This is a genomic window from Algoriphagus ratkowskyi (assembly GCF_002150505.1).
Lineage (GTDB): Bacteria > Bacteroidota > Bacteroidia > Cytophagales > Cyclobacteriaceae > Algoriphagus > Algoriphagus ratkowskyi.
The window spans coordinates 135,233-157,669 of record NZ_MSSV01000007.1; the positions used below are offsets into that span (position 1 = coordinate 135,233).

The 22,437-nt window shown below is 39.5% G+C and carries 13 protein-coding genes; 12 read left to right on the top strand and 1 reads right to left on the bottom strand.

Translation table 11 applies throughout. The features are described from left to right. Positions 1-10: 10 nt before the first annotated feature. A complete protein-coding gene (locus BVH02_RS09110; RefSeq protein ID WP_086501138.1) occupies positions 11-1,462 on the bottom strand; it encodes an NADP-dependent isocitrate dehydrogenase in 1,452 nt (483 codons plus the stop codon). Between the two features lie 213 nt (positions 1,463-1,675). Between BVH02_RS09110 and BVH02_RS09120 the strand changes: the two genes are divergently transcribed. From BVH02_RS09120 to sov, 12 genes are all read left to right on the top strand, one after another. Next, positions 1,676-2,461 carry an enoyl-CoA hydratase/isomerase family protein gene (locus tag BVH02_RS09120; protein ID WP_086501140.1) on the top strand — a complete coding sequence of 262 codons (786 nt, stop codon included), beginning with the start codon at positions 1,676-1,678 and terminating at the stop codon, positions 2,459-2,461. A gap of 15 nt (positions 2,462-2,476) precedes the next feature. Further along, on the top strand, positions 2,477-3,982 hold the full coding sequence (locus BVH02_RS09125) for a polysaccharide biosynthesis C-terminal domain-containing protein (RefSeq protein WP_086501141.1): 1,506 nt from the start codon (positions 2,477-2,479) through the stop codon (positions 3,980-3,982). Between the two features lie 319 nt (positions 3,983-4,301). Further along, positions 4,302-6,029, top strand: a complete 1,728-nt coding sequence (locus BVH02_RS09130; RefSeq protein WP_223271853.1) for a tetratricopeptide repeat protein — start codon at positions 4,302-4,304, stop codon at positions 6,027-6,029. Continuing rightward, positions 6,022-6,762 (top strand): DUF4292 domain-containing protein, encoded by a 741-nt coding sequence (locus tag BVH02_RS09135; protein ID WP_086501143.1) that lies wholly within the window; start codon positions 6,022-6,024, stop codon positions 6,760-6,762. The genes BVH02_RS09130 and BVH02_RS09135 overlap by 8 nt, the downstream gene beginning before the upstream one ends. Positions 6,763-6,767: 5 nt before the next feature. Beyond that, complete coding sequence (locus BVH02_RS09140; RefSeq protein WP_086501144.1) at positions 6,768-8,015, top strand: murein hydrolase activator EnvC family protein; 1,248 nt, start codon at positions 6,768-6,770, stop codon at positions 8,013-8,015. A 111-nt stretch (positions 8,016-8,126) separates the two neighbouring features. Beyond that, complete coding sequence (locus tag BVH02_RS09145; RefSeq protein WP_086501145.1) at positions 8,127-8,327, top strand: Sec-independent protein translocase subunit TatA/TatB; 201 nt, start codon at positions 8,127-8,129, stop codon at positions 8,325-8,327. 18 nt (positions 8,328-8,345) lie between these two features. Next, complete coding sequence (gatA, locus tag BVH02_RS09150) at positions 8,346-9,773, top strand: Asp-tRNA(Asn)/Glu-tRNA(Gln) amidotransferase subunit GatA (protein WP_086501146.1); 1,428 nt, start codon at positions 8,346-8,348, stop codon at positions 9,771-9,773. An 11-nt stretch (positions 9,774-9,784) separates the two neighbouring features. Next, on the top strand, positions 9,785-11,176 hold the full coding sequence (locus BVH02_RS09155; RefSeq protein ID WP_086501147.1) for a LysM peptidoglycan-binding domain-containing protein: 1,392 nt from the start codon (positions 9,785-9,787) through the stop codon (positions 11,174-11,176). A 123-nt stretch (positions 11,177-11,299) separates the two neighbouring features. Further along, positions 11,300-12,397, top strand: coding sequence for a DUF4837 family protein (locus tag BVH02_RS09160; RefSeq protein ID WP_086501148.1), 1,098 nt, complete (start codon positions 11,300-11,302; stop codon positions 12,395-12,397). A 20-nt stretch (positions 12,398-12,417) separates the two neighbouring features. Continuing rightward, a complete protein-coding gene (locus BVH02_RS09165; RefSeq protein ID WP_086501149.1) occupies positions 12,418-14,688 on the top strand; it encodes an NADP-dependent malic enzyme in 2,271 nt (756 codons plus the stop codon). Then, the gene (gene ruvA / locus BVH02_RS09170; RefSeq protein WP_086501150.1) at positions 14,685-15,281 is read left to right on the top strand and encodes a Holliday junction branch migration protein RuvA; all 597 of its coding nucleotides are present in this window, start codon (positions 14,685-14,687) and stop codon (positions 15,279-15,281) included. The genes BVH02_RS09165 and ruvA overlap by 4 nt, the downstream gene beginning before the upstream one ends. A gap of 207 nt (positions 15,282-15,488) precedes the next feature. After that, a complete protein-coding gene (gene sov / locus BVH02_RS09175; RefSeq protein WP_223271852.1) occupies positions 15,489-22,424 on the top strand; it encodes a T9SS outer membrane translocon Sov/SprA in 6,936 nt (2,311 codons plus the stop codon). Positions 22,425-22,437 lie beyond the last annotated feature (13 nt).

Here is a 22,437-nt window from a genome sequence, read left to right on the forward strand (position 1 = left end):
TAAAATGCCCTTACTCTCCCTGTGCTAGAGAATATCCTCTCACACCATCGAATGCATACAAATTTGCTGTTTGGATGAAATCAAATCCTAGTTCTTCTACTTGCTTCAAAAGCTCACGGATTTGTGCATGAGAAATTGTGGATTGCTCAGGAGTTTGGAATCTACATCTCCAGTGATCAGTACAGAATGTTTCTCGCATTCCGTCAGGGAATACCTTTATCCCACGATTAGTGATCAAGGTCAACTGCAATCCATCAGCATTTGCTTGGCGAAGTTTCTCACCCAATACCTGAGGATCCCTTCCTGACTCATCCCAATCCACAAACACGTCAACGCCGATCAATTCTTTTTTGGCTTTCACCACTGGCGACACAAATACATTCATCGGAGTAGTATCCTTATCAAAAGAGGCAGCAATCATCGTTGCAGGAGTTTGACCAATTCTTTCGATCACAGCATTTGCAAATTCCTCAGTACCTACTTTTTTCGAAGAAAGACCTTCTTGATAAATATCACCTGTGTGAATTCCATCTTCCAAGGTTTTCATCCATGCGTTTGAGATTTTCTCTGCAATTTCCGGCTGGCCGATATGCACCAACATCATAATAGCGCCATTCAACAAACCAGATGGATTTGCGATACCCATTCCTGTGATATCAGGTGCAGAACCATGAATCGCTTCAAACATTGCAACTTCCTCACCTACGTTTGCAGAACCACCAAGTCCTACAGAACCAGTAACCTGAGCTGCAACATCAGAAATAATATCACCGTAAAGGTTCAATGTCACGATCACATCGAAGGTCTCTGGTCTATCTGCGATCAAAGCTGTTCCGATATCGATGATTTTGTGATCAACCTTAATATCTGGATATTCTTTAGAGATTTCGTCGAAGGTTCTGTGGAAAAGCCCATCAGCAATCTTCATGATATTATCCTTTGTCATACAAGTCACTTTCTTGCGCCCGTATTTTTTAGCATACTCAAATGCATAGCGGATGATTTTCTCAGAACCTGGCTTAGATATCAATTTCAAGGACTGGCAAACTTCCTGAGTCTGTCTATGCTCGATTCCTGCATAAAGATCCTCTTCATTTTCACGGATAATCACCAGATCAGTCTCAGGGAAATGAGTATGTATGAATGGTGAAAAAGCTTTGCAAGGTCTCACATTCGCATACAAACCAAAAGAGGTACGTGTAGTCACATTTAGCGACTTAAACCCTCCACCTTGCGGCGTGGTAATAGGTGACTTCAAAAAAACTTTTGTTTCTCTTAACGACTCAAATGCATTTGGCTCCATTCCCGAGCTAATACCTTTAAGATAAACTTGCTCGCCAATTTCGATTACATCGTATTCGAGTTGAGCACCTGCTGCTTCGAGGATCGCCAAGGTAGCCGTCATGATTTCGGGACCAATCCCATCCCCATAGGCAACTGTAATTTTTCTTTTAGAAGTCATATTATTATAGCGGATTTAATTAAAATTCGATTTTGAACAAAAGTAAATAAAAATGTGGAAGCAGATTTTAGACCGAGGACAAAATCCATTTTATCTCATGTTAAATTACAAAAAGGGTAATATTCAATTACCTTGGGCATTGGATTTTCTAAGTACACAGTTTGGGATTGAATACCCTGCTTGTATATTTGTTTTATTACTCAACGATGAACTATGGCTGATTTCAAAAATATCCTAACTGATGTCAAAGGCGGAGTACTCCATCTCACGATCAATCGCGAAGACAAAATGAACGCGTTGAATTTTGAGACCTTGGAGGAATTAAAGATAATTTTTGACGAAGTATCTGATAATAAGGAGATCAAAGCAGTGATTATCACCGGGTCGGGTGAGAAAGCATTTATCGCCGGGGCCGACATAAGTGAGATTGCTACGTTGAATGAGGTAAATGCTCGAAAGTTTTCGGAGAATGGTCAGGAAATTTTTAGCATGATAGAAAATTGCCATAAACCTGTGATCGCCGTTACCAATGGCTACACGCTTGGGGGCGGTTGTGAATTAGCCATGGCTTGCCACCTTCGGATTGCTTCTGCAAATGCAAAATTCGGTCAGCCAGAAGTGAATTTAGGAATTATTCCTGGCTATGGAGGCACTCAGCGACTGACTATCTTGATAGGTAGAGGCAAAGCCTACGAACTTATGATGACTGGGGATATGATCGGAGCTGAAGAGGCTAAATCACTTGGCCTTGTAAATCATGTACTTCCTACGAAAGCGGAAGCTTTAGCCAAAGCTGAAGAAATCATTGCAAAAATCTTAAGTAAAGCTCCACTTGCAATAGGCATGATCATCGACTGTGTCAATTCAGCATTTATTCCTGATGAAAATGGTTTTCAAACGGAAGCAAACAGCTTTGCCAGATGTGTGAAGTCTGGAGATTATAAAGAAGGAACTTCAGCTTTTCTCGAAAAAAGAAAGCCGCATTTCAAAGGAGAATAAGTTCCTTAATACTGAATGAGTAATTTCAAGAAACTAGCCGGACAAACCGCAGTTTATGGACTGAGCAGTATCCTCGGTCGATCGATTAATTTTTTAATGATCATTGTGTACACCAAATACCTCAGCACTGAGGCATTGGGTTCGTTCACAAGTATCTATGCATTGATTGGATTTATGAATATTGTCTTCACTTATGGGATGGAGACTACTTTTTTCAGGTATTCGACAGGAAAGAATCTAGATTCAGCTAAAGTTTATAATTCCACTCAATCCTTATTGATCACAAGCACACTACTGCTTGGAACTGGATTATACCTACTTGCGCCATCGCTAGCAATTTGGCTAGATTACCCTGGACAAGCCTATTTATTCAGATGGACGGCATTAATTCTTTCTTTTGACGCAATTTTGGCTATCCCATTTGCAAAGTTACGCCTAGAAAATAAAGCACTGATTTTCGCAGGATCTAAAATCATCAACATTCTTCTAAATATATTTTTCAATCTTCTTCTGATTATTGGTTTCCCATACTTAATCTCCATTGGTGCGATTCAAGAAGGCTTCCTAGGCTATAGATCAGATTGGGGAGTGGAATATATTCTTCTATCCAACCTCTTTGCAAATGGTTTAATTATTCCTTTTGTCTGGTGGAAAGCTGGTTTTTTCAAATTCCAGATGGATGGATCAATTCTCAAACCTATGTGGACTTATTCCCTTCCACTCTTATTTATGGGTTTGGCCGGGGTGACCAATGAGTTGTTTTCAAGGTTTCTATTTGAATATGTGCTTCCTCCAAATTTCTATGCAGGGCTAAGTGCTCGGCAAGCAGGAGGAGTTTTTGGAGCCAATTTCAAACTGGCAATCATGATGAATCTGGTGATCCAAGCATTCAAATATGCCGCTGAGCCATTTTTCTTTAAGAAGTCAACTGATAAGAATTCGCCTCAATTATATGCCAAGGTGATGCACGTCTTCATTCTATTTTGTTCTATATTAATGATAGCCATATCAGTTAATTTAGACTGGATTGGCCCACTCTTTTTACAAGGCGACGACTATACAGAGGGACTCTATATAGTGCCGATGTTGTTGATGGGTTACTTGCTTTTAGGGGTTTATTTCAATCTTTCGATTTGGTTCAAAATCACTGATCAGACTAAATACAGTTTCTGGATCACGCTTGCAGGAGCTATTCTCACTATTTCGATAATCTTTATTTTCGTGCCAATATGGGGTTATATGGGCGGAGCGTTAAGTACCATTTCCTCCTATTTCGTGATGTGTTTGCTATGCTATTGGTATGGGCAGAAATATTACCCTATACCCTACCAGACTTCAAAAGGCCTCTTCTACTTACTCATTTCATTTGTATTAAGCTATCTCGGATTTTACTTAGATCTAGGTATCCCAGTTCTAAATTTTCTAGTAAAAAACAGTCTGATTCTAATTTACTTTGGGATTATATTTATATTAGAAAAAGAACAGATCATGGCTTATTTGCCTAAAAGCAAAAAGGTTTAGCCATAATTTTCGCAAACCAAGAATCATTTTTAAGTCAATTGGCGTTACTTAACATTAGCTCCCAAAACTTTATAGTCAATTACATAAATCTGCAATCACACCACTGAAAGTCAAAAAGCGACTTATTTTATGGTAAAAACTAGCATTCTATCTGCCTCGGACACCCGCTATCATTCTTCCAGCTTGATAAGAAAGGAGAACAAGGCTACTGATATGATTGCGGATATTCAAATAACACTTTCATTCCTTTATTCAAACGAAGCCTAATTAGGTAAAAGGCACTATGTTTGTGAATTCAAGCAGAAAGTCCAGATTTCCCGTGAAATTTAAAACAACCCTCATCATATTTTTCTTAGTCTCCGTAAGCATTACTGCAAGTTTTGCGCAAAACAGACTTTCTAAGAAAGAACGCACAACTCAATTAAATAAATCTCAAGGCACGCGTTATTTCATCGAAGGTGAAAAAAATCTTGTCCTAAACGATTTTGAGAAAGCATATTTCTATTTCCAAAAGGCGATGGAATTTTCACCAGAGGAACCAGCTATACACTTTAAAATCGCTGAGGTGCTGGTTAAGGCAAATCAAGCCGAAAAAGCAATGCCTTATGCCACAAAGGCTGCCGAGCTCGATGGAAATAATAAATATTATTCATTGATGGTCGCTGAGATTTACACTAATCTCAAACAACCACTCAAGGCTGCTGATATTTTGGAAAAGCTAACCGAAGACGGCGAAAATAACCAGCAATACAATCTTGACTTGGCCTCTATCTATTTAAGTGCATCAGAACTTGACAAAGCGTTGATCGCTCTGGATAGGGCAGAAGAATTCTACGGCGTAATGGAACCCGTTACCATGCAAAAGCAAAGGATTTATTTAAACAAAAACAACCTAAGTCAAGCCTTAGCGGAAGGAGAAAAACTTATAGATGCTCGCCCTGGAAACCCTGCCTTTGTGATGAATCAGGTAGAAATTCTTTATAATAATAATCGCGTAGATCAGGCTTTAACTTTGGTTTTTGACGAAATTAACAAGTATCCTAATCAGCCCGAACTGCAAATGGCTGCACATACCTTATTAAAGGATAAGGGTGATGTAGAGGCATCAAACAAACATTTATACGCGGCTTTTGCCAGCCCAGATTTAGATCCAGAAGTGAAATCAAAGGCTTTTATTAGCCAATTAAACGAGATTAAAACTCCAGAACGTGAGAGTTTACTGGATAGTCTGGAAACTTTAATGATCACATCAAATCCTGAAAACGCTGATATTTTTGCGGCTATGGGCGAGCGAAGGATAAAAGAGCAAAAAATTAAGGAAGGGATTACTTATTTCAAAAAGTCTCTTTTGATCAATCCTAAGAATGATAAAATGCTGGAGCAGGTTATTTTGGGGTCATTCGATGAAGGTGCTGACTTTCCTGAGCTTGAAAAATTCACCATTCTTGGAGTTGACGAATTTCCACTAAGCCCAGAATTCTGGTTTTATGATGGCGTGGTAAAGTCCGCTCAGAAGAAGGATAATGAGGCTGTTATTTCACTTAAAAAAGCAATTGAATTAAACGCGAGTAAAAATCCACAATTAGATCAGGTCGCATTTGGATCTCTTGGGAGCTCACTATATAATTTAGGGGAAAAGGATGAAGCTTTTGCCAATTTCGATAAAGCACTGGAAATCAACCCTAATGATGAGCAGGTACTGAATAACTACTCTTATTTTCTTTCGCTAGAAAAGAAAAATCTAGAGAAGGCCAAAACCATGTCTGATAAAGTTGTTAAGCGATTTCCAGATAATGGCACTTTCCTTGATACGCATGCATGGGTTCTGTTTCAAATGGAAGATTACGAAGGCGCCAAGAAATTCATGGATCTAGCACTGCAGCATGAAGCAGAGCCAAGTGGAGTGATGCTTGAGCATTACGGAGACATTTTATTCCACCTTGGCAAAAAGAATGAAGCAATCAGTTATTGGAAAAAAGCAGAGGTAACTCCAGAAGCTTCAGATAAAATTTCACAGAAAATTAAAGAAGGAAAATATCATGAATAAACTTTTTGCAGGAATTACACTTGTCGTGGGCTTAGGCTTACTTTTCTCCTGCTCCAAAAAGACAATTGTCTACAAATCGGATGGAAAAATGGAAGATTTCTCTCCAGTCTACACCGATTATGAATTCATGAGTGCCAAGGCGAAAGTAGTAATTGAAGAAGAATCTGGCAAAATCACTCGTGGAACTATGAATCTTCGAGCCAAGAAGGACTCAGTTCTTTGGTTTATAATTTCTCCAGGAATGGGCATGGAAGCAGTAAGAGGTCTGATCACAAAAGATAAGATTCAAATACAAGATCGTATCGGTAAAGAAAACGTCAATCTATCCTTCAAAGAGTTTGAAGCTATATACGGTCTGAAATTATCACTGGATATTTTCCAAAATGTACTATTCGCAAATCCTCCTTATGAAGTCGACTACAAAGATCGCTTAGTTCGAGTAGGAAAATCTTTTGAACTCACCCAAGTTCGGGACAAAGTGCGTTACTTTTCTAAAGTTGATGTTAACTACAGAAAAGTATCCGAACTGGTAAGTAATTCTTTGGACGATAGAGGATCTTTGCTTGCCAGCTATGCCACATTTCAGGATATTGAATCCAAACCATTCCCTTTTGAAGTACTCTATAAGCTAGCCTACCAACTACCTGAAGGTGGACAAAACACGATTATCAATGTAGAGTGGACTTCGGTAAATCCGCATTCTGAACCTCTTAGCTTTCCCTTCAAATTTTGAATTGCATGCTCAGCAAATATATTATTGTCTTTAGCCTTCTGATTGGATTAATTTTTTTTTCTACAGTAGATCTTGCTGCACAAACTAGCATCACTCGTGAGCAACTTGAAAAACAAAAAGCTGAGGTACAGGCACGTTTATTAGAATTTGACAAAATCCTAAAGCAGACTGCGGCTACTAAGAAAAATACGATAGGTGAATTGAACGCCGTAACCCGGCAATTTCAAACTCAAAACAGATTAGTAAATACACTTGACAGAGAGGTGAAGCTCATCAATCAAGAGATCAAAGAAACTGAGACGAAAATAACAAGTTTGGAAAGTCAGCTTATAGAATTGAAAGCTGAATATGGACGCATGATTTACAATACTTCTAAGCTCAATCGAGGACTTTCCATCGTTTCATTCGTATTCAGTTCTGCAAATTTCAATCAGTTATATTCTCGACTGATGTATTTGAAACAGTACACAGATAACCGCAAGCAACAAGCAGCACAAATCGAAAAATTAAGTGTTGAGCTGACAGATCAACGCATATTACTTGATGACAGAAAAGCCGATAAGGAAAAAGTTCTCGTTGAAGAGCAACAAGAACGCGCGCAACTGGACAAGATGAAGCGTGAGCAGCAAGGCATAGTGAATACACTTACCACTAAAGAGAGAGATATCAAAAAGCAGATTACCGCTACCAAGAAGCAGCAAGATCAACTCAATCGGATGATCAAGCAGGTGATCGAGGATGAGATACGACGCGCAGAAGCTGCTGCCAAAAAAGATAATAGTACTGCTACCAAATCCTCTGGAAGCAGTATGCCGATGACTCCAGAAGTTGCAGCTCTATCAAATTCTTTTGCCGGAAATAAAGGCAGATTGCCATGGCCAGTAGAAACAGGTTTTGTAGCTCAAGGATATGGATCATATCCACACCCTACATTGAAAGGGATCATGATGGAAAGTGACGGACTTGACATCAGGACACAGCCAAATTCCAATGTGAGAGCAGTATTTGATGGGACCGTTACCAAGATCACAACCATGCCAGGCTTTGGAGGTACAGTGATTATTAAGCATGGGGAATATTATACCATGTATAGCAAGTTGAAAACCATTACTGTAAAATCAGGCCAAACTATAAGCGCAAAAGACGTAATTGGCCAAGTAGCTACAGGAGCTGGAGGCGAATCAGAAGTGCATTTTCAGACATGGAAAGGTCTTACTGTAATGAATCCTTCAGCATGGCTTACATCCAAGTAGAACTTAAATGCGTATATTAAAAAAAAGATAGCCTGCTTTGCCGCTGAACTTTGTGTAAGCGGATCACAGTTATATCTTTGTACTTACACTTACTCTTAAACAAACACCATCATGACTACATTAGGTTTCATTCAAAACATGGGCGGTGGCTCGATCATTTTGATCGTATTGGTCGTCCTTCTATTGTTTGGTGCTAAAAGAATACCTGAATTGGCTCGTGGCCTAGGACGTGGTATCAGAGAATTTAAAGATGCTACAAAGGACATTCAGAACGACCTTGAAGAAGGACTGAAAGACGACAAGAAAAAGTAATCTCTTAAGCCAAGAAAATTGGAAAAATTCATTTCATTCGACGAAATCAAAAAATCGCTCGAAAAGAAGGAAACAGACTGTCGATCGATAGTCCAATATTATCTTAAAAACATTCAGACGAAGGCGCACCTCAACGCCTTCGTCGAAGTTTACGAGCAATCCGCCTTGGAGCAAGCTGATCTTATCGATCAAAAATTAGCCAATGGAAATGCTGGTAAATTAGCCGGCATGGTAATAGGAATTAAAGATGTCCTTTGCTATGTTGGTCACGAGGTTAATTCCTCTTCCAAAATCTTAAAAGGATTCGAATCTCAGATAACCACCACCGCTATTCAACGATTGTTGGATGAGGATGCTATCATACTTGGCAGACTCAATTGCGATGAATTTGGCATGGGAAGTTCAAATGAAAATTCCTCACATGGCAATGTCTTGAATGCCGCTGATGAATCACGCGTACCTGGAGGTTCATCTGGAGGATCAGCAGTAGCGGTTCAAGCAAATCTCTGTACGACATCCTTAGGAACTGATACCGGAGGATCCGTGAGACAGCCTGCTGCATTTACCGGCGTTATAGGAATGAAGCCAACCTATTCACGTGTATCTCGCTGGGGTCTAATTGCGTACGCCTCTTCTTTTGACTGCATTGGAGTATTTTCCCACACTGTCAAAGACAATGCGCTAGTAATGGAGATCATGGCTGGACACGATGAATTCGATAGCACATCTTCAAGAAAATCAGTCCTACCCTACAGTCAGCTTTTACATTTCGATAAAAAAGCAAAGGTTGCTTACTTAAAAGAAACCATTGAATCTCCAGCATTGCAGCCAGAGATCAAAGCCAATACCTTGGCAGTTCTAGAAAAATTGAGGTTAGAAGGACATAACATTCAAGAAGTGGATTTTCCACTCCTGGACTTTATTCTCCCTACTTATTATATTTTGACAACAGCAGAAGCAAGCTCAAACTTGTCTCGCTTTGATGGTGTGAAATACGGCTATAGGACGCCAAATTCTCACAACCTAGAAAGCATGTATAAGCAGACAAGAAGTGAGGGTTTTGGCGAGGAAGTTAAGCGAAGAATTATGCTGGGCACATTTGTGCTTAGTGCGAGTTATCACGATGCCTATTTCACCAAAGCGCAGAAGGTTAGAAGATTAATAAAAGACTTCACTGAGAATCTTTTAAATGAATTTGACTATATTATTATGCCGACTACGCCATCAACTGCGTTTAAGTTTGGTGAGCATAGTGGGGATCCCGTTGCTATGTACTTGGAAGATTTATTTACAGTACAAGCATCAGTATCGGGAGTACCTTCCATTTCGCTTCCAAATGGCAAAGATGCCCAAGGAATGCCTATTGGTTTGCAAGTCATTTGTAATTCTTTTAGAGAGGCAGAACTATACGCTTTTAGTAATTATTTAACCGAATTGACAGCATAAACTACATCCCAATGAAAATCACTTTGTTCAGAACCGTCATACTTGCGTTTATCACCTGTTTGATTCCACTGTCCAAAGTCTTTTCACAGGACAGTGATGAAATGGTAGCAGCAGCTCCCTTGCTAGACGAAGAGGTATTGCCTAATTATCATTACGAGTACATTCCCGATTTCACCTATGATCAGATTGATCGACGTGTCAAAGCCATGGATCATGAAATGGAATTTGAGCTGAATGATCGTATTTTTTCCTTTATTCAATACTTTACGGTAAGAAATAGAGACTATACTAAAATGGTTTTAGCGCGAAAGGAGCTCTTTTTCCCAATGTTCGATGAGACTATGGCAAAGCATGAAATGCCACTAGAAATCAAATATTTATCTATTATTGAATCCGGCTTAGATCCACAAATCCGCTCTAGAGTAGGCGCTATGGGTCTATGGCAATTTATGCCGGCTACAGGTGGGATGTATGGAATGAAAGTCAACAGTGAAGTAGATGATCGGATGGATCCGGAGCTTTCTACCGATGCTGCGGCAAAGTATCTGAAATCGCTTTATCGCATGTTTGGGGATTGGGAAGTAGCCATGGCGGCTTACAATTGCGGACCTGGAAACGTAAGAAAAGCAATCCGTCGATCTGGAGGAAAGAAAACTTTTTGGGGTATTTATAATTATTTACCATCTGAAACCCGAAGCTACGTACCTCAAGTACAGGCAATGATCTATATCCTGAATCACTTGGAAGAGCATAATTTTTATCCTGAAGACCCAACTTATGTGGTTGAATATGAGAAAATTCGCTTTGATAGAGCACTTAGTTTGGATAAACTTTCTGAGCTCACTAATCTATGCTTAGCTGATTTAAAATCATTGAATCCTGCAATCAAAAACAAGACTTTACCGGAAAGCAATAGAAGTATGGCACTTCGCATTCCGAAGTCAAAAACACCCTATATCAAGCAGAATTTAGCTTGGCTAAATGATTCGCTGAATAACGCACCTACAATTCTTTTAGCATCAACTTTACATGTACAATCCGTAGAAACCCTAGCCCAAGAAATCAAGCAAAACGGGACAACTTATAACGTAAGATCTGGTGATGTATTAGGATCTATCGCCCAACGCCATGGTGTGAGTGTCACTCAGATTAAATCTTGGAACAATCTTTCTTCAAACCTTATTCGCGTTGGTCAAACGCTCAAAATCAATTCTGGAATAGCAGGAAATATTGCTTCTACTAAAATCAATACCTTAGGTCAAACGACTTACACGGTGCAACCTGGAGATTCATTGTGGATAATTTCCAGAAAACACGAAGGGCTGACAGTAGATCAAATAAAACGTTTGAATAACCTCAATTCGAATAACATTAAGCCAGGTCAAAAGCTAATAATTGGCTGAATCAAGCTAATTCCTCTCCTATTGTGTTAATTTTTTTTAAGTAATGGGAATATTTAATCCTAAATAAGGATAAGTGTTTTTATGTCATTAATTTGACATAATCCAAGAACCAAAAAATCAACAATGAAAACCCTTTCATCTATTCTCATAGCCCTAGTTATGGGTTGCATTCTAGCTTCCTGTGAATCAACTGGAACTACTGCTGATAGCTCCAAACCAAAAGCGAGAGGCTCTATCGGTGAAATTATCTTAGTAATAGACTCTGTCAAATGGGCTGGACCTGTTGGGGAAGAATTAAAAGAAATTTTCGAATCCGACATTCCTGGGATGATACGTTCTGAAGCCAAATTCAAAGTGAACACAGTGGATCCAAGACAGATGACCCGCATGCTTAAGATGTCCACCAACTTGATATATGTGACTACATTTGACGACAAAGGATCTGCAAGTCAAGTAATAAATGCACAGTTCTCGAAGGAATCCAAAGAAAAAGCAATGAATGATCCAAGTATTTATTCTTTGCGAATCGAGGATGAATATGCGATCGGTCAAGAGGTATTGTATCTTTTCGGAAACACAGAAGATCAACTGATAGAAAATCTTAAGAAAAATGGAGACCGACTTCAGAACTTATTTGAAGTAAGAGAAAGAGGTAGATTGGAAAAAATACTCCTTACTAGAAAAAATTCCGCGGCGACAGTTGCCGGTAGAGAGAATCTTGGAATCGAAATTAATGTACCTGCATCTTACCAAATCGCTAAGTCTGAAGACGATTTTTTATGGGTAAGACAAATCACCCCAAGTGGAAATAGAGCTGATATCAGTTTATTTTTCTACGAAACTGACTACACCTCCGAAGAGCAAACTTTTCCTGCAAACATCCTAGCACTCAGAGACTCTATCACAAAACAACAAATATTTGGAGATCCAGATGATCCAACTTCCTATGTGGTGGCTGAAAAACAAATCCCTCCGGCATTCAGAAACATGACGATTAATGGTAATTTCACAACTGAAATGAGAGGTTCCTGGAAAACCAACAATATCAGCATGGGTGGCTCCTACTTAGGTTACCTAATGGTTGATCAGAAAAAAGGAAAACTTTATTACATTGAGGGGTTCGTATTTTATCCAAATGAAGTACATAGAGATGCCCTCCGTGAAATCGAGACCATTCTTCTCAACACAAATGTGAGTTGGACCGATGACCAGGGGGCCTAAATCCCAAATATTAGCTTTTTATGGCAATTAAAATCCGCAAGGAAGACGCACTTAACTATCATACGCAAGGTTCGCCAGGCAAAATTGAAGTAATTCCCACAAAGCCACTTTCCAGTCAAATGGATCTTGCACTAGCATACTCCCCTGGAGTGGCTGAGCCATGCAAGGAAATCGCAGCCGATGTGGAAAATATTTATAAATACACTGCAAAGGGTAATTTGATCGGTGTGATCTCAAATGGCACAGCAGTGCTCGGCTTGGGAGATATTGGACCAGAAGCGTCCAAGCCAGTGATGGAAGGTAAAGGAGTACTTTTCAAGAAATTTGCTGGGATTGATGTGTTCGATATAGAAATCAACGAAAGAGATCCTAAGAAACTGATCCAAATAATAAAGTCTTTAGAGCCCACTTTTGGTGGAATCAACTTGGAAGACATTAAAGCTCCAGAATGTTTTGAAATAGAAACCGAACTCAAGAAAGAAATGAAAATCCCTGTCATGCATGATGACCAACACGGGACGGCAATAATTTCTGGAGCAGCATTATTGAATGCCCTTGAGATCGTAGAAAAAGATATTTCCAATATCAAATTGGTAGTAAATGGTGCTGGAGCGGCTGCTATTTCATGTACCAGATTCTATATTTCCTTGGGGATCAAAAGAGAGAATATTGTCCTGTGTGATATCGTCGGAATACTTAGATCAGATAGAACAGACCTGGATGAAATCAGAAGAGAATTTTGCACAGACAGAGATCTTTATACACTTACCGATGCAATGAAGGATGCGGACGTATTTCTAGGACTATCTGCTGGAAATATTGTAAACCAAGATCAGCTTAGATTAATGGCACCAAATCCGATTGTTTTTGCATTGGCAAATCCTGATCCGGAAATAGCTTATGATCTGGCTATAGCAGCACGTGAGGACTTAATCATGGCTACAGGCCGATCTGATCATCCTAATCAGGTGAACAATGTGCTTGGATTTCCCTACATTTTCAGAGGTGCATTAGATGTAAGAGCAACTGCGATCAACGAAACCATGAAGCTTGCAGCAGCTCATGCAATTGCCAAATTAGCGAAAGAACCTGTTCCTGATATTGTCAATAAAGCGTACGGAGAAGACAAACTTGGTTTTGGCCGATTGTATTTAATCCCAAAGCCATTAGACCCACGATTGATCACCACCATCGCTCCAGCAGTTGCCAAAGCAGCAATGGAGACAGGAATAGCAAAATATCCTATTACAGATTGGGATGCTTACGAATTAGAGCTACAGGAAAGAATTGGTATCGACCAGAGACTAATGTCTGTAGTAATAGCAAGAGCCAAAAAGAACCCTAAGCGTGTTGTATTTGCAGAAGCCGATAATAGAAAAATCCTCAAGGCTGCACAGATTATACGTGATGAGAAAATTGGTGAACCCATCCTTCTAGGTAATAGAGAGAAAATATTATCTCTAATTGTGGACAATTCTTTGGACTTGACTAACGTCCTGATCATTGATCCAATGGAGGAAAAAGAGATGCTTGCTAGATTTGCAGATATGCTTTTCAAAAAGCGACAAAGAAAAGGGATGACTTCTGGAGATGCTTCTAGACTAGTCACTCAGAGAAACTACTTTGGCGCATTAATGGTAGAATCTGGAGCTGCAGATGCATTTATTTCGGGTCTTACTAGAGATTATCCTAAAACTATTTTGCCTTCACTTCAGACTATTGGTGTAAAACCAGGCGTGAATAGAGTAGCAGGAATGTATATCATGAACACACCGAAAGGCCCATATTTCTTTGCAGATGCAACAGTAAATCTAAATCCTACCGCTGAAGAATTAGTGGAGATAATAGGTTTGACTGCAGATGCAGTTAAATTCTTCAATGTGGAGCCTAGAATTGCAGTTTTATCCTATTCCAACTTTGGCTCAGCCAAAGGAGATATTCCTGGTAAAATGGCCAAAGCAGCTGCACTTGCTAAGAAAAAATACCCAGATTTAATAATAGAGGGAGAAATGCAAGCAAATGTGGCGATCAATGAAGATATCCAGCGTGAAATGTATCCATTCTCGAAACTCATAAATAAGAGAGCTAATACGTTAATTTTTCCAGATTTGAGTTCTGGCAACATTGCCTATAAATTACTTGCCGAACTTGGAAATTCTGAAGCTATAGGTCCTATCCTTCTAGGAATGAACAAACCTGTACATATCCTTCAGCTGGGAAGTTCGATTCGTGAAATCGTAAATATGGTAGCGGTAGCCGTAGTTGATGCACAATCTGCAAAAAATCTATGATTGATTACTTAAATGGAAAACTTGTTTTCAAGGACCCTACTTATGTCATCATAGATGTAAATGGAATCGGGTATCATGTGAAGATTTCACTTCAAACATATACTGAAATTAAGGATGAGGAGCAGATCAAGCTCCTCACCTACCTTCATATCAAAGAAGACGCACACACACTTTTTGGATTCAAAAAAATCGAGGAAAAACACCTCTTTTTATTGCTTCTCTCTATTAATGGCGTAGGCCCTAGTACTGGACTCATGATCCTATCATCGCTAAGTTCATCTGAAATCGAACATGCAATTTTGGCAGGAGATGTTGCTACAATTCAGCATGTCAAAGGGATAGGTGCCAAAACTGCCCAGAGAATAATTTTGGAGCTTAAAGATAAAGTAGGCAAAGGTGGAACTGACGCTTCTGCCACATCACTGGGATTTCTTAAATCAAGTAATAAAATCCGTGAAGAAGCGTTACAAGCACTAATTACCCTAGGTTTCCCGAAAGTCGCTGCTGAAAAAAATATAGCAGCTGTCCTCAAAAAAACCACAAGCGAAATTTCATTAGAAGATTTAATTAAGGCATCTTTAAAGACATCATAATATCAAGTTGAATTGAACTTTTGGAGTGTACTGACTTTTTGCGGGAGGAGGTTTCTCGGTAGTTGGCCTAAATTATTCATCCTTTTTGGTCTCCTACTGGCCTATTCCACTTCTGAGGCTCAACAAACCAATCCTGACAGTGTTCGGTCTCGGATTGATTCTTTGAATCTAAGGAGACTAACGCCCTCATATTTGCTTTGGCAAAATATGAGGACAAATCCTCTATTCCCTACCCGCAACCCATTTTTGCAGTCGCAAACTTCATTTTTACAATCCAACCCAATCACTCAAAATGTAGAGATTAAAATAGATTCAACGCTGCGTTATAACGTCGTCGATCAGCTTGATACCGTACGGTTGGGAAATGAACAAGAATATGATTTCGAGCAATTTTCAAAAATCCAAGAATATAAAGTAAGACAAGATTACTGGAGGAGCAGAGCACGGGGTAGCGATGGAGAAAGCGCTGTAGAAGGGAGAGGTTTGATTCCTCCACTGACAGTAAGCCCATCCTTAGATAGAATATTTGGAGGTAGTGAAATTAATATTGTTCCATCTGGCTATGTCAACTTGGATTTCGGAGCGATTTTTCGACGGATAGACAATCCTACTTTACCGATTCGCCAGCAGCAAAACGGAGGATTTAACTTTGATCAGCAAATCCAAATGGCTGTAAATGGATCATTAGGTGAAAAAATGAAGATCGCAGCCAATTTCGATTCTAATAATTCCTTCGATTTTCAGAACCAAATGAAATTAGAATATGATGGCTTTGAGGAAGACATCATACAATCCATTGAAATCGGAAATGTCAGCATGCCTGTTCAAAATCGATTGATACAAGGAGCTCAGAATCTTTTCGGAATCAAAACGCAACTTCAGTTCGGGAAATTAGCTGTAACTGCTGTCGCTTCTACTCAACGAGGACGTAGGGACAATTTGACAATTGATGCCAATGGGCAAGGAAGGTCCTTTGATATACAGGCTTCCAAATACGACGATAATCGACACTTTTTCATCGGACATTTCTTCAGGGACAATTATGAAAAATGGCTAAGAGGACTTCCTCAAGTTCTTTCAGGTGTTAATATTACTAGAATTGAAGTTTATATTATGAACCGTGCAGCTAATACGGAGACTCTTCGGAATTTCTCGGCATTCATGGATCTTGGAGAAGGTAGAGTAATCTATAACCCTTCTAACCCTAGTATAGGCTCTGGAAATTCTACCTCTCCAGCCAGCAATTCTGCCAACAATCTCTTCTCAAGCATTTCCACCAACTCAGCTTTCCGTCCCTTTGACACAGGAGCTAGAGCGATGGAAACAAGTTTAGGCATCAAAAAGGGTGTTGATTTTGAACAAATAAATGGAGCAAGGAAACTAGATCCAACTGAATATTTTTTCAATCCTCAGCTTGGTTATTTATCTCTATTCAGACGAGTACAGAATGATGAGGTGATCGCTGTCTCCTATGAATACACGTACAACGGACAGGTTTACAAGGTAGGTGAGTTGACTGAAGATTATCAAAACAGACAGGAGGACGAGATGATATTCTTAAAACTTCTTCGGCCAGCCCGCATCAATCCTCGTGTCCCAACTTGGGACCTAATGATGAAAAACGTCTATAGTTTGAATGCTAATCAAATCACAAGAGATGGTTTTCAACTTCAGGTAATCTATAGAGATGACCGTACTGGTCTAGACAATCCTTCGCTGCTGGAGGGAGCAAATGTAAAAGATAAGCCATTGATTCGTCTTACAGGATTAGACAATCTCAATCCTCAGAATGACCCTGCCCCTGATGGGAATTTTGACTTTGTGGAAGGACTGACAATTCTCACAGACCGTGGGCTTCTGGTATTCCCGGTTTTAGAACCTTTTGGGTCAAATCTTGAAAAATATTTTCTACCTGGCGAAGTCGTCTTGAAGGACAAATATGTTTACGATACTCTGTATAGGACGACTCAAGCAGATGCTGAGTTAGTCACACGCTTGAACAAATACTTTATAAAAGGGCGATTAACTTCAGGTTCGGCAAGTGAGATTCAACTACCAGGATTAAACATCTCTCCAGGGTCTGTAATCGTTCAAGCTGGAAATATCCCACTGACAGAGGGTGTCGATTTTACAATAGATTATAACGTAGGGCGACTAGTCATAATCAATGATGCAATTCTACAATCTGGTAAGCAAATCAATGTGAGTTTTGAAAAAGCTGATTTGGTATCTTTCCAAACCAGAAGTTTATTGGGGACAAGGCTAGATTACCTTTTCAACGACAAGTTTAATTTGGGAGGTACTTTCCTCTATTTAAACGAAAGACCCAATGTCACAAGAATAGCTACAGGTAGCGAAACCTTGAGAAATAGTATGTGGGGATTGGATGGGAATTTCAGCGATGAATCTCGTTGGTTAACCAAAATGGCTGATGCACTACCATTTTCCAGCACCAAGGAAACCTCACTGGTTAATATTAGCGGAGAATTTGCACATTTCATACCCGGCACTTCTAATAAAGTGAATGGTGAGCAAGCTTCTTATATAGATGATTTTGAAGCAGCGATTACTCCTTATAATTTGGGCGGTGCCGCAAATCAAAACTGGAAACTATCATCAACACCGCAAACTTTTGACGACCGATTTGACTTGAGTAATCAAACTGAGGATAACCTGGGAACGGCTTACAGGAGGGCTAGGATAGCTTGGTACAACATTGATAATATATTCTATAGAGAAAGTGGGCAAGGTGTTCCACCTAATATTACAAGAGAAGATCGTCAGAATCATTATGTTAGACGGGTTCTTCCACAAGAAATTTTTCCACAACAAGATCGAGATGTCATTGTCACTCCAGAGCCTCTCTTTGAAATGGCATTCTTTCCCAGTGAGCGAGGGATGTATAATTACAACACAAATCTGACCACGGAAGGCTATCTGCCTAATCCTAAATTGAATTTCGGTGGAGTAACTAGAGCTATAACTACGGAAGTGGATTTTGATCGAACCAATATTGATTACATAGAATTCTGGCTATTAGACCCATTTATTGAAGGTGAGAATGGCCGTGTGCTGGACGGAATATTCAACCAAAACAATACAACTGGTGGAAAGTTGACAATAAATCTGGGGGATATTTCTGAAGATTTGATGAAAGATGGAAGGCATTCTTTCGAAAATGGCTTACCTGCAGATGGAGATCCAACGAAGACTAGCGTAGATGAATGGGGACGAATTACGCGTGAACAATTTTTACTGCCCGCCTTTGATAACTCAGAGACCTCCAGACAAAATCAGGATGTTGGTCTTGATGGACTGAAAAATGAAGATGAGGCAGCTTTTTTCGGAGACAGATTTATTAATCGATTGAATGTAAGTCCAACTGCCAAAAATAAAATTCTAGAAGATGTTTCTTCAGATTTATTCAAATATTACTTAGAAGATACTTACGATAATGAGGACACCAAAATTCTTGAGCGATATAAGAAATTTAATGGTATGGAAGGTAATACGCCAGTAACCATAAACGAGAATCTACCTTACACACCTTCCGGTTCCAATACACCAGATAATGAAGACCTTAACACTGATAATACCATCAACGAACTTGAGAATTATTACGCTTATGAAATGGATCTCAAGCCAGGCAACTTAGAAGTTGGTCAAAACTATATTGTAGATAAAACTACTGCCAATGTAAATGGTCAAAATGTAAATTGGTATTTATTCCGAGTCCCTATACGGCAACCAGATCGTGTTGAAGGAGATATCACTGGCTTCAAATCTATTCGATGGATAAGAACTTATTTATCAGGTTTTGAACAACCTGTGGTTTTGAGAATGGCAAACTTTCGCATGGTCGGTAGTCAATGGAGAGTATTTCAAGAATCTCTCTTCGAAAGAGGCCTTTTTGAAATCCCAGAACCTGACAATTCAAACGTGACCGTGGATGTTGTGAGTATAGAGGAAAACAGTCAAGGAAGTGCTACAGAAAGCCCTTATGTACTACCTCCAGGCATCTACAGGGACCGTGATAACACCTCGACTGTAGAAAGAAGATTGAATGAGCAATCTCTTCGAGTGTGCGTAGAAGATCTTGGTGCAAAAGATGCTAGAGCTGTATTCAAAAACGTTAGGCTAGACTTGGTGCAGTTTGAGCGAATAAAAATGTTCATACATGCGGACAGCGAAGATGCTATGGATGGAGAAATCACTGCGTTCCTGAGGTTAGGCACAGACTATACCGATAATTATTACGAAATAGAAGTACCACTAGTGATCACCCCAAAAGGAACAAGAGATCCTGAACTTATATGGCCTTCTGACAACGAAATTGACATCGCGATTCAGGATATAGTTGGAGTGAAAGTGAGTCGTGACAACCAGAAAGTGCCACTTAATATTCCGTTTTCTCAGGAGGTTGGCCGATACAAAGTAACAGTAGTAGGTAGACCTGAGCTAAGTCAATCGCAATCATCTATGATAGGCGTGAGAAACCCTGGTACAAATGGTGCCGGCAGTAAAAGCCTTTGTATTTGGGTAAATGAGCTTAGAGTAACAGGCTTCACTAAATCTAATGGATGGGCTGCAAATGCACTGATGAATGTGAAGATAGCTGATATAGCGGTTGTATCTGGTTCTATCAGACATAGCTCCATTGGCTTTGGCGGCTTGGAAACTAGACTTTCTGAACGCGCAAGGCAAGCTACTACCCAGTATGACATTTCCACTAATGTGAACATTGACAAGCTATTGCCAGAAGCTTTGGGAGTAAGTATCCCAATGTATTTTTCTCTAGAAAATAGCACAACTAAGCCTGAATACGATCCACTTAATCCTGATGTGCCTTTTGAAGTAGCGCTTCAAAAATTCGAAACACAGGATCAAAAAGATGCGTATCGTAAAATCGCATTAGATCAAGTAAATCGGAAAAACATAAGTTTCAATAATGTACGGAAGCTCAAAACTGATCCTGAAGCAAAGAGCAAGTTCTACGATATAAGCAATTTGTCATTTTCGTATGCATTTGGAATTATGAACCAAACTAATGCACAAATTCAGGACTATAGCTACAAAACCTACCGTGGCAATGTCACCTATAGCTTCCAGCCCAAGCCATTAATCATAGAGCCTTTCAAAAACGCCGGATTCTTAGATTCTCCACATTTGAAACTTATCAAGGATTTCAACCTGAACTTATCCCCTACATTACTTTTGGCTAGGTTAGATATTGACAGAAAGCATTTACGTTCCCAGTACAGAAATGATCAATTGAGTACTTCTGGAGTCGATCCATTGTTCCAGAAAAGCTTCTTTATGAATCGCTTTTATTCAGTGAATTGGGATTTGACCAAGAATCTTAGAGTTGATTACACAGGAAGTATAATGGCTGTAGTTGATGAACCTCAAGGCGATTTGGATACCGAACAAAAGTCAGATTCAGTCAAGTACAATGCCTGGAGATTTGGACGTAAGACAAACTATAATCACAACGTTTCTATCAATTATACCCTACCTCTGGATAAGTCTCCGATTACAGATTGGATCAAAGCAGATTATAAATATATCACTACTTACACCTGGCTGACTGGAGCTATAGGCCAGAAGGACACACTTGGCAATACGATTCAAAACACGCGAGACCAATCGCTCAACGGGAAATTGGATTTAGTCAGGTTGTACAATAAAAATAAAAAACTCGCAGCCCTAAATGCCCCCAAACGACCGACTATACCTGGTAGGACCGGAACGCAAACAGTGGATACGATAGGAACGCCTTTCACAAATAAACTGCTTAAAACCCTTATGATGGTGAAAGAAGTCACCTTCAATTATGGGAAAATAGAAGGTACTTTTCTGCCAGGTTATATGCCAAATACGGGACTTTTAGGAATGGATCGGGCATTTGAAAACCCGGGTTTGGCTTTCCTATTCGGTAGCCAGAATGCAGGGCTCAGAAATGAATTTGCACTACAAGGCATCATGGCCCCAAGCAGTGAACTAACACAGACATTCAGGCAGAATCGTGCCGTGAATATGAGGTTTGGAAGTTTGATAGAACCTTTCCAAGATTTTAGAATTACACTGAACGCTGCAAAGCGAGAAGTTGGGAATTATGAAGAGATATTTAGAAACTCTATGGATAGCCCTGGAGTATATGAATCCATAAGCCCTAATAGACTAGGAGCATATAGTATTACCACCATCATGCTAGGAACTACCTTCAGCAAAGATGGTTTTGATAACGTGTCGCCACTTTTTACAGAATTCGAGAACAATAGAGCTATAATCAAAAGTAGGCTTGACTCTGAGAACGCTGGCGGAGAATTTAGCATCAATGGACAAGATGTGTTAATACCTGCATTTCTAGCAGCTTATCGTGGGGAGGATGCGAGTTCATTCAATATGAATCCTTTTCCGAAAACACCATTACCAAACTGGCGATTAGACTATCGAGGGCTTTCTAGAATAAAAGGATTAAGTGATATTTTTAGTAGCATCAATATCACACATATGTATACATCAACCTATGATGCTAGTAATTTCTCTAACTCGCTCCAATATCAGCAAGGTTTGGAGCTTTTTAATACCTTACAACAAATTCCAAGACCTAATCAAGTGAACCAAGAAGGTCAATATATTCCAATCTATGTACTCAATGACGTGGTTCTTTCTGAGCGTTTTGGTCCGCTTATAGGGATTGATATGTTGACAAAAGAAAGATTAAATATTGCTGTGACGTATAATAAAGAACGGAATCTTGGTTTGAATTTTTCTAACTCCCAAGTAACTGAATCTAAAAGCAATGACTTTGTCTTGTCGCTAGGTTATACTAAAGCAGGAGTCAAAATCCCATTTAAATTTCAGGGAAAGCAATCTGTACTCAAAAACGACCTTCAATTTCAATTGAATTCTAGTGTAAAAAGCACAAAACAAATTCAACGAAAGATCGAAGAAGGAAGCACAATCACGAGTGGAAATTTGAATTTCTCTATAAGACCAACCGTTTCTTACCTGATTAATCAAAATCTAAATCTTACTCTGTATTTCGACAGAACAGTGAACGACCCAAGAGTGACCACCGCTTATAAGCGAACATCGACTGCCTTTGGCGGTCAATTGCGATTTAATTTAGGCCAATAGATTTTATCCTTAC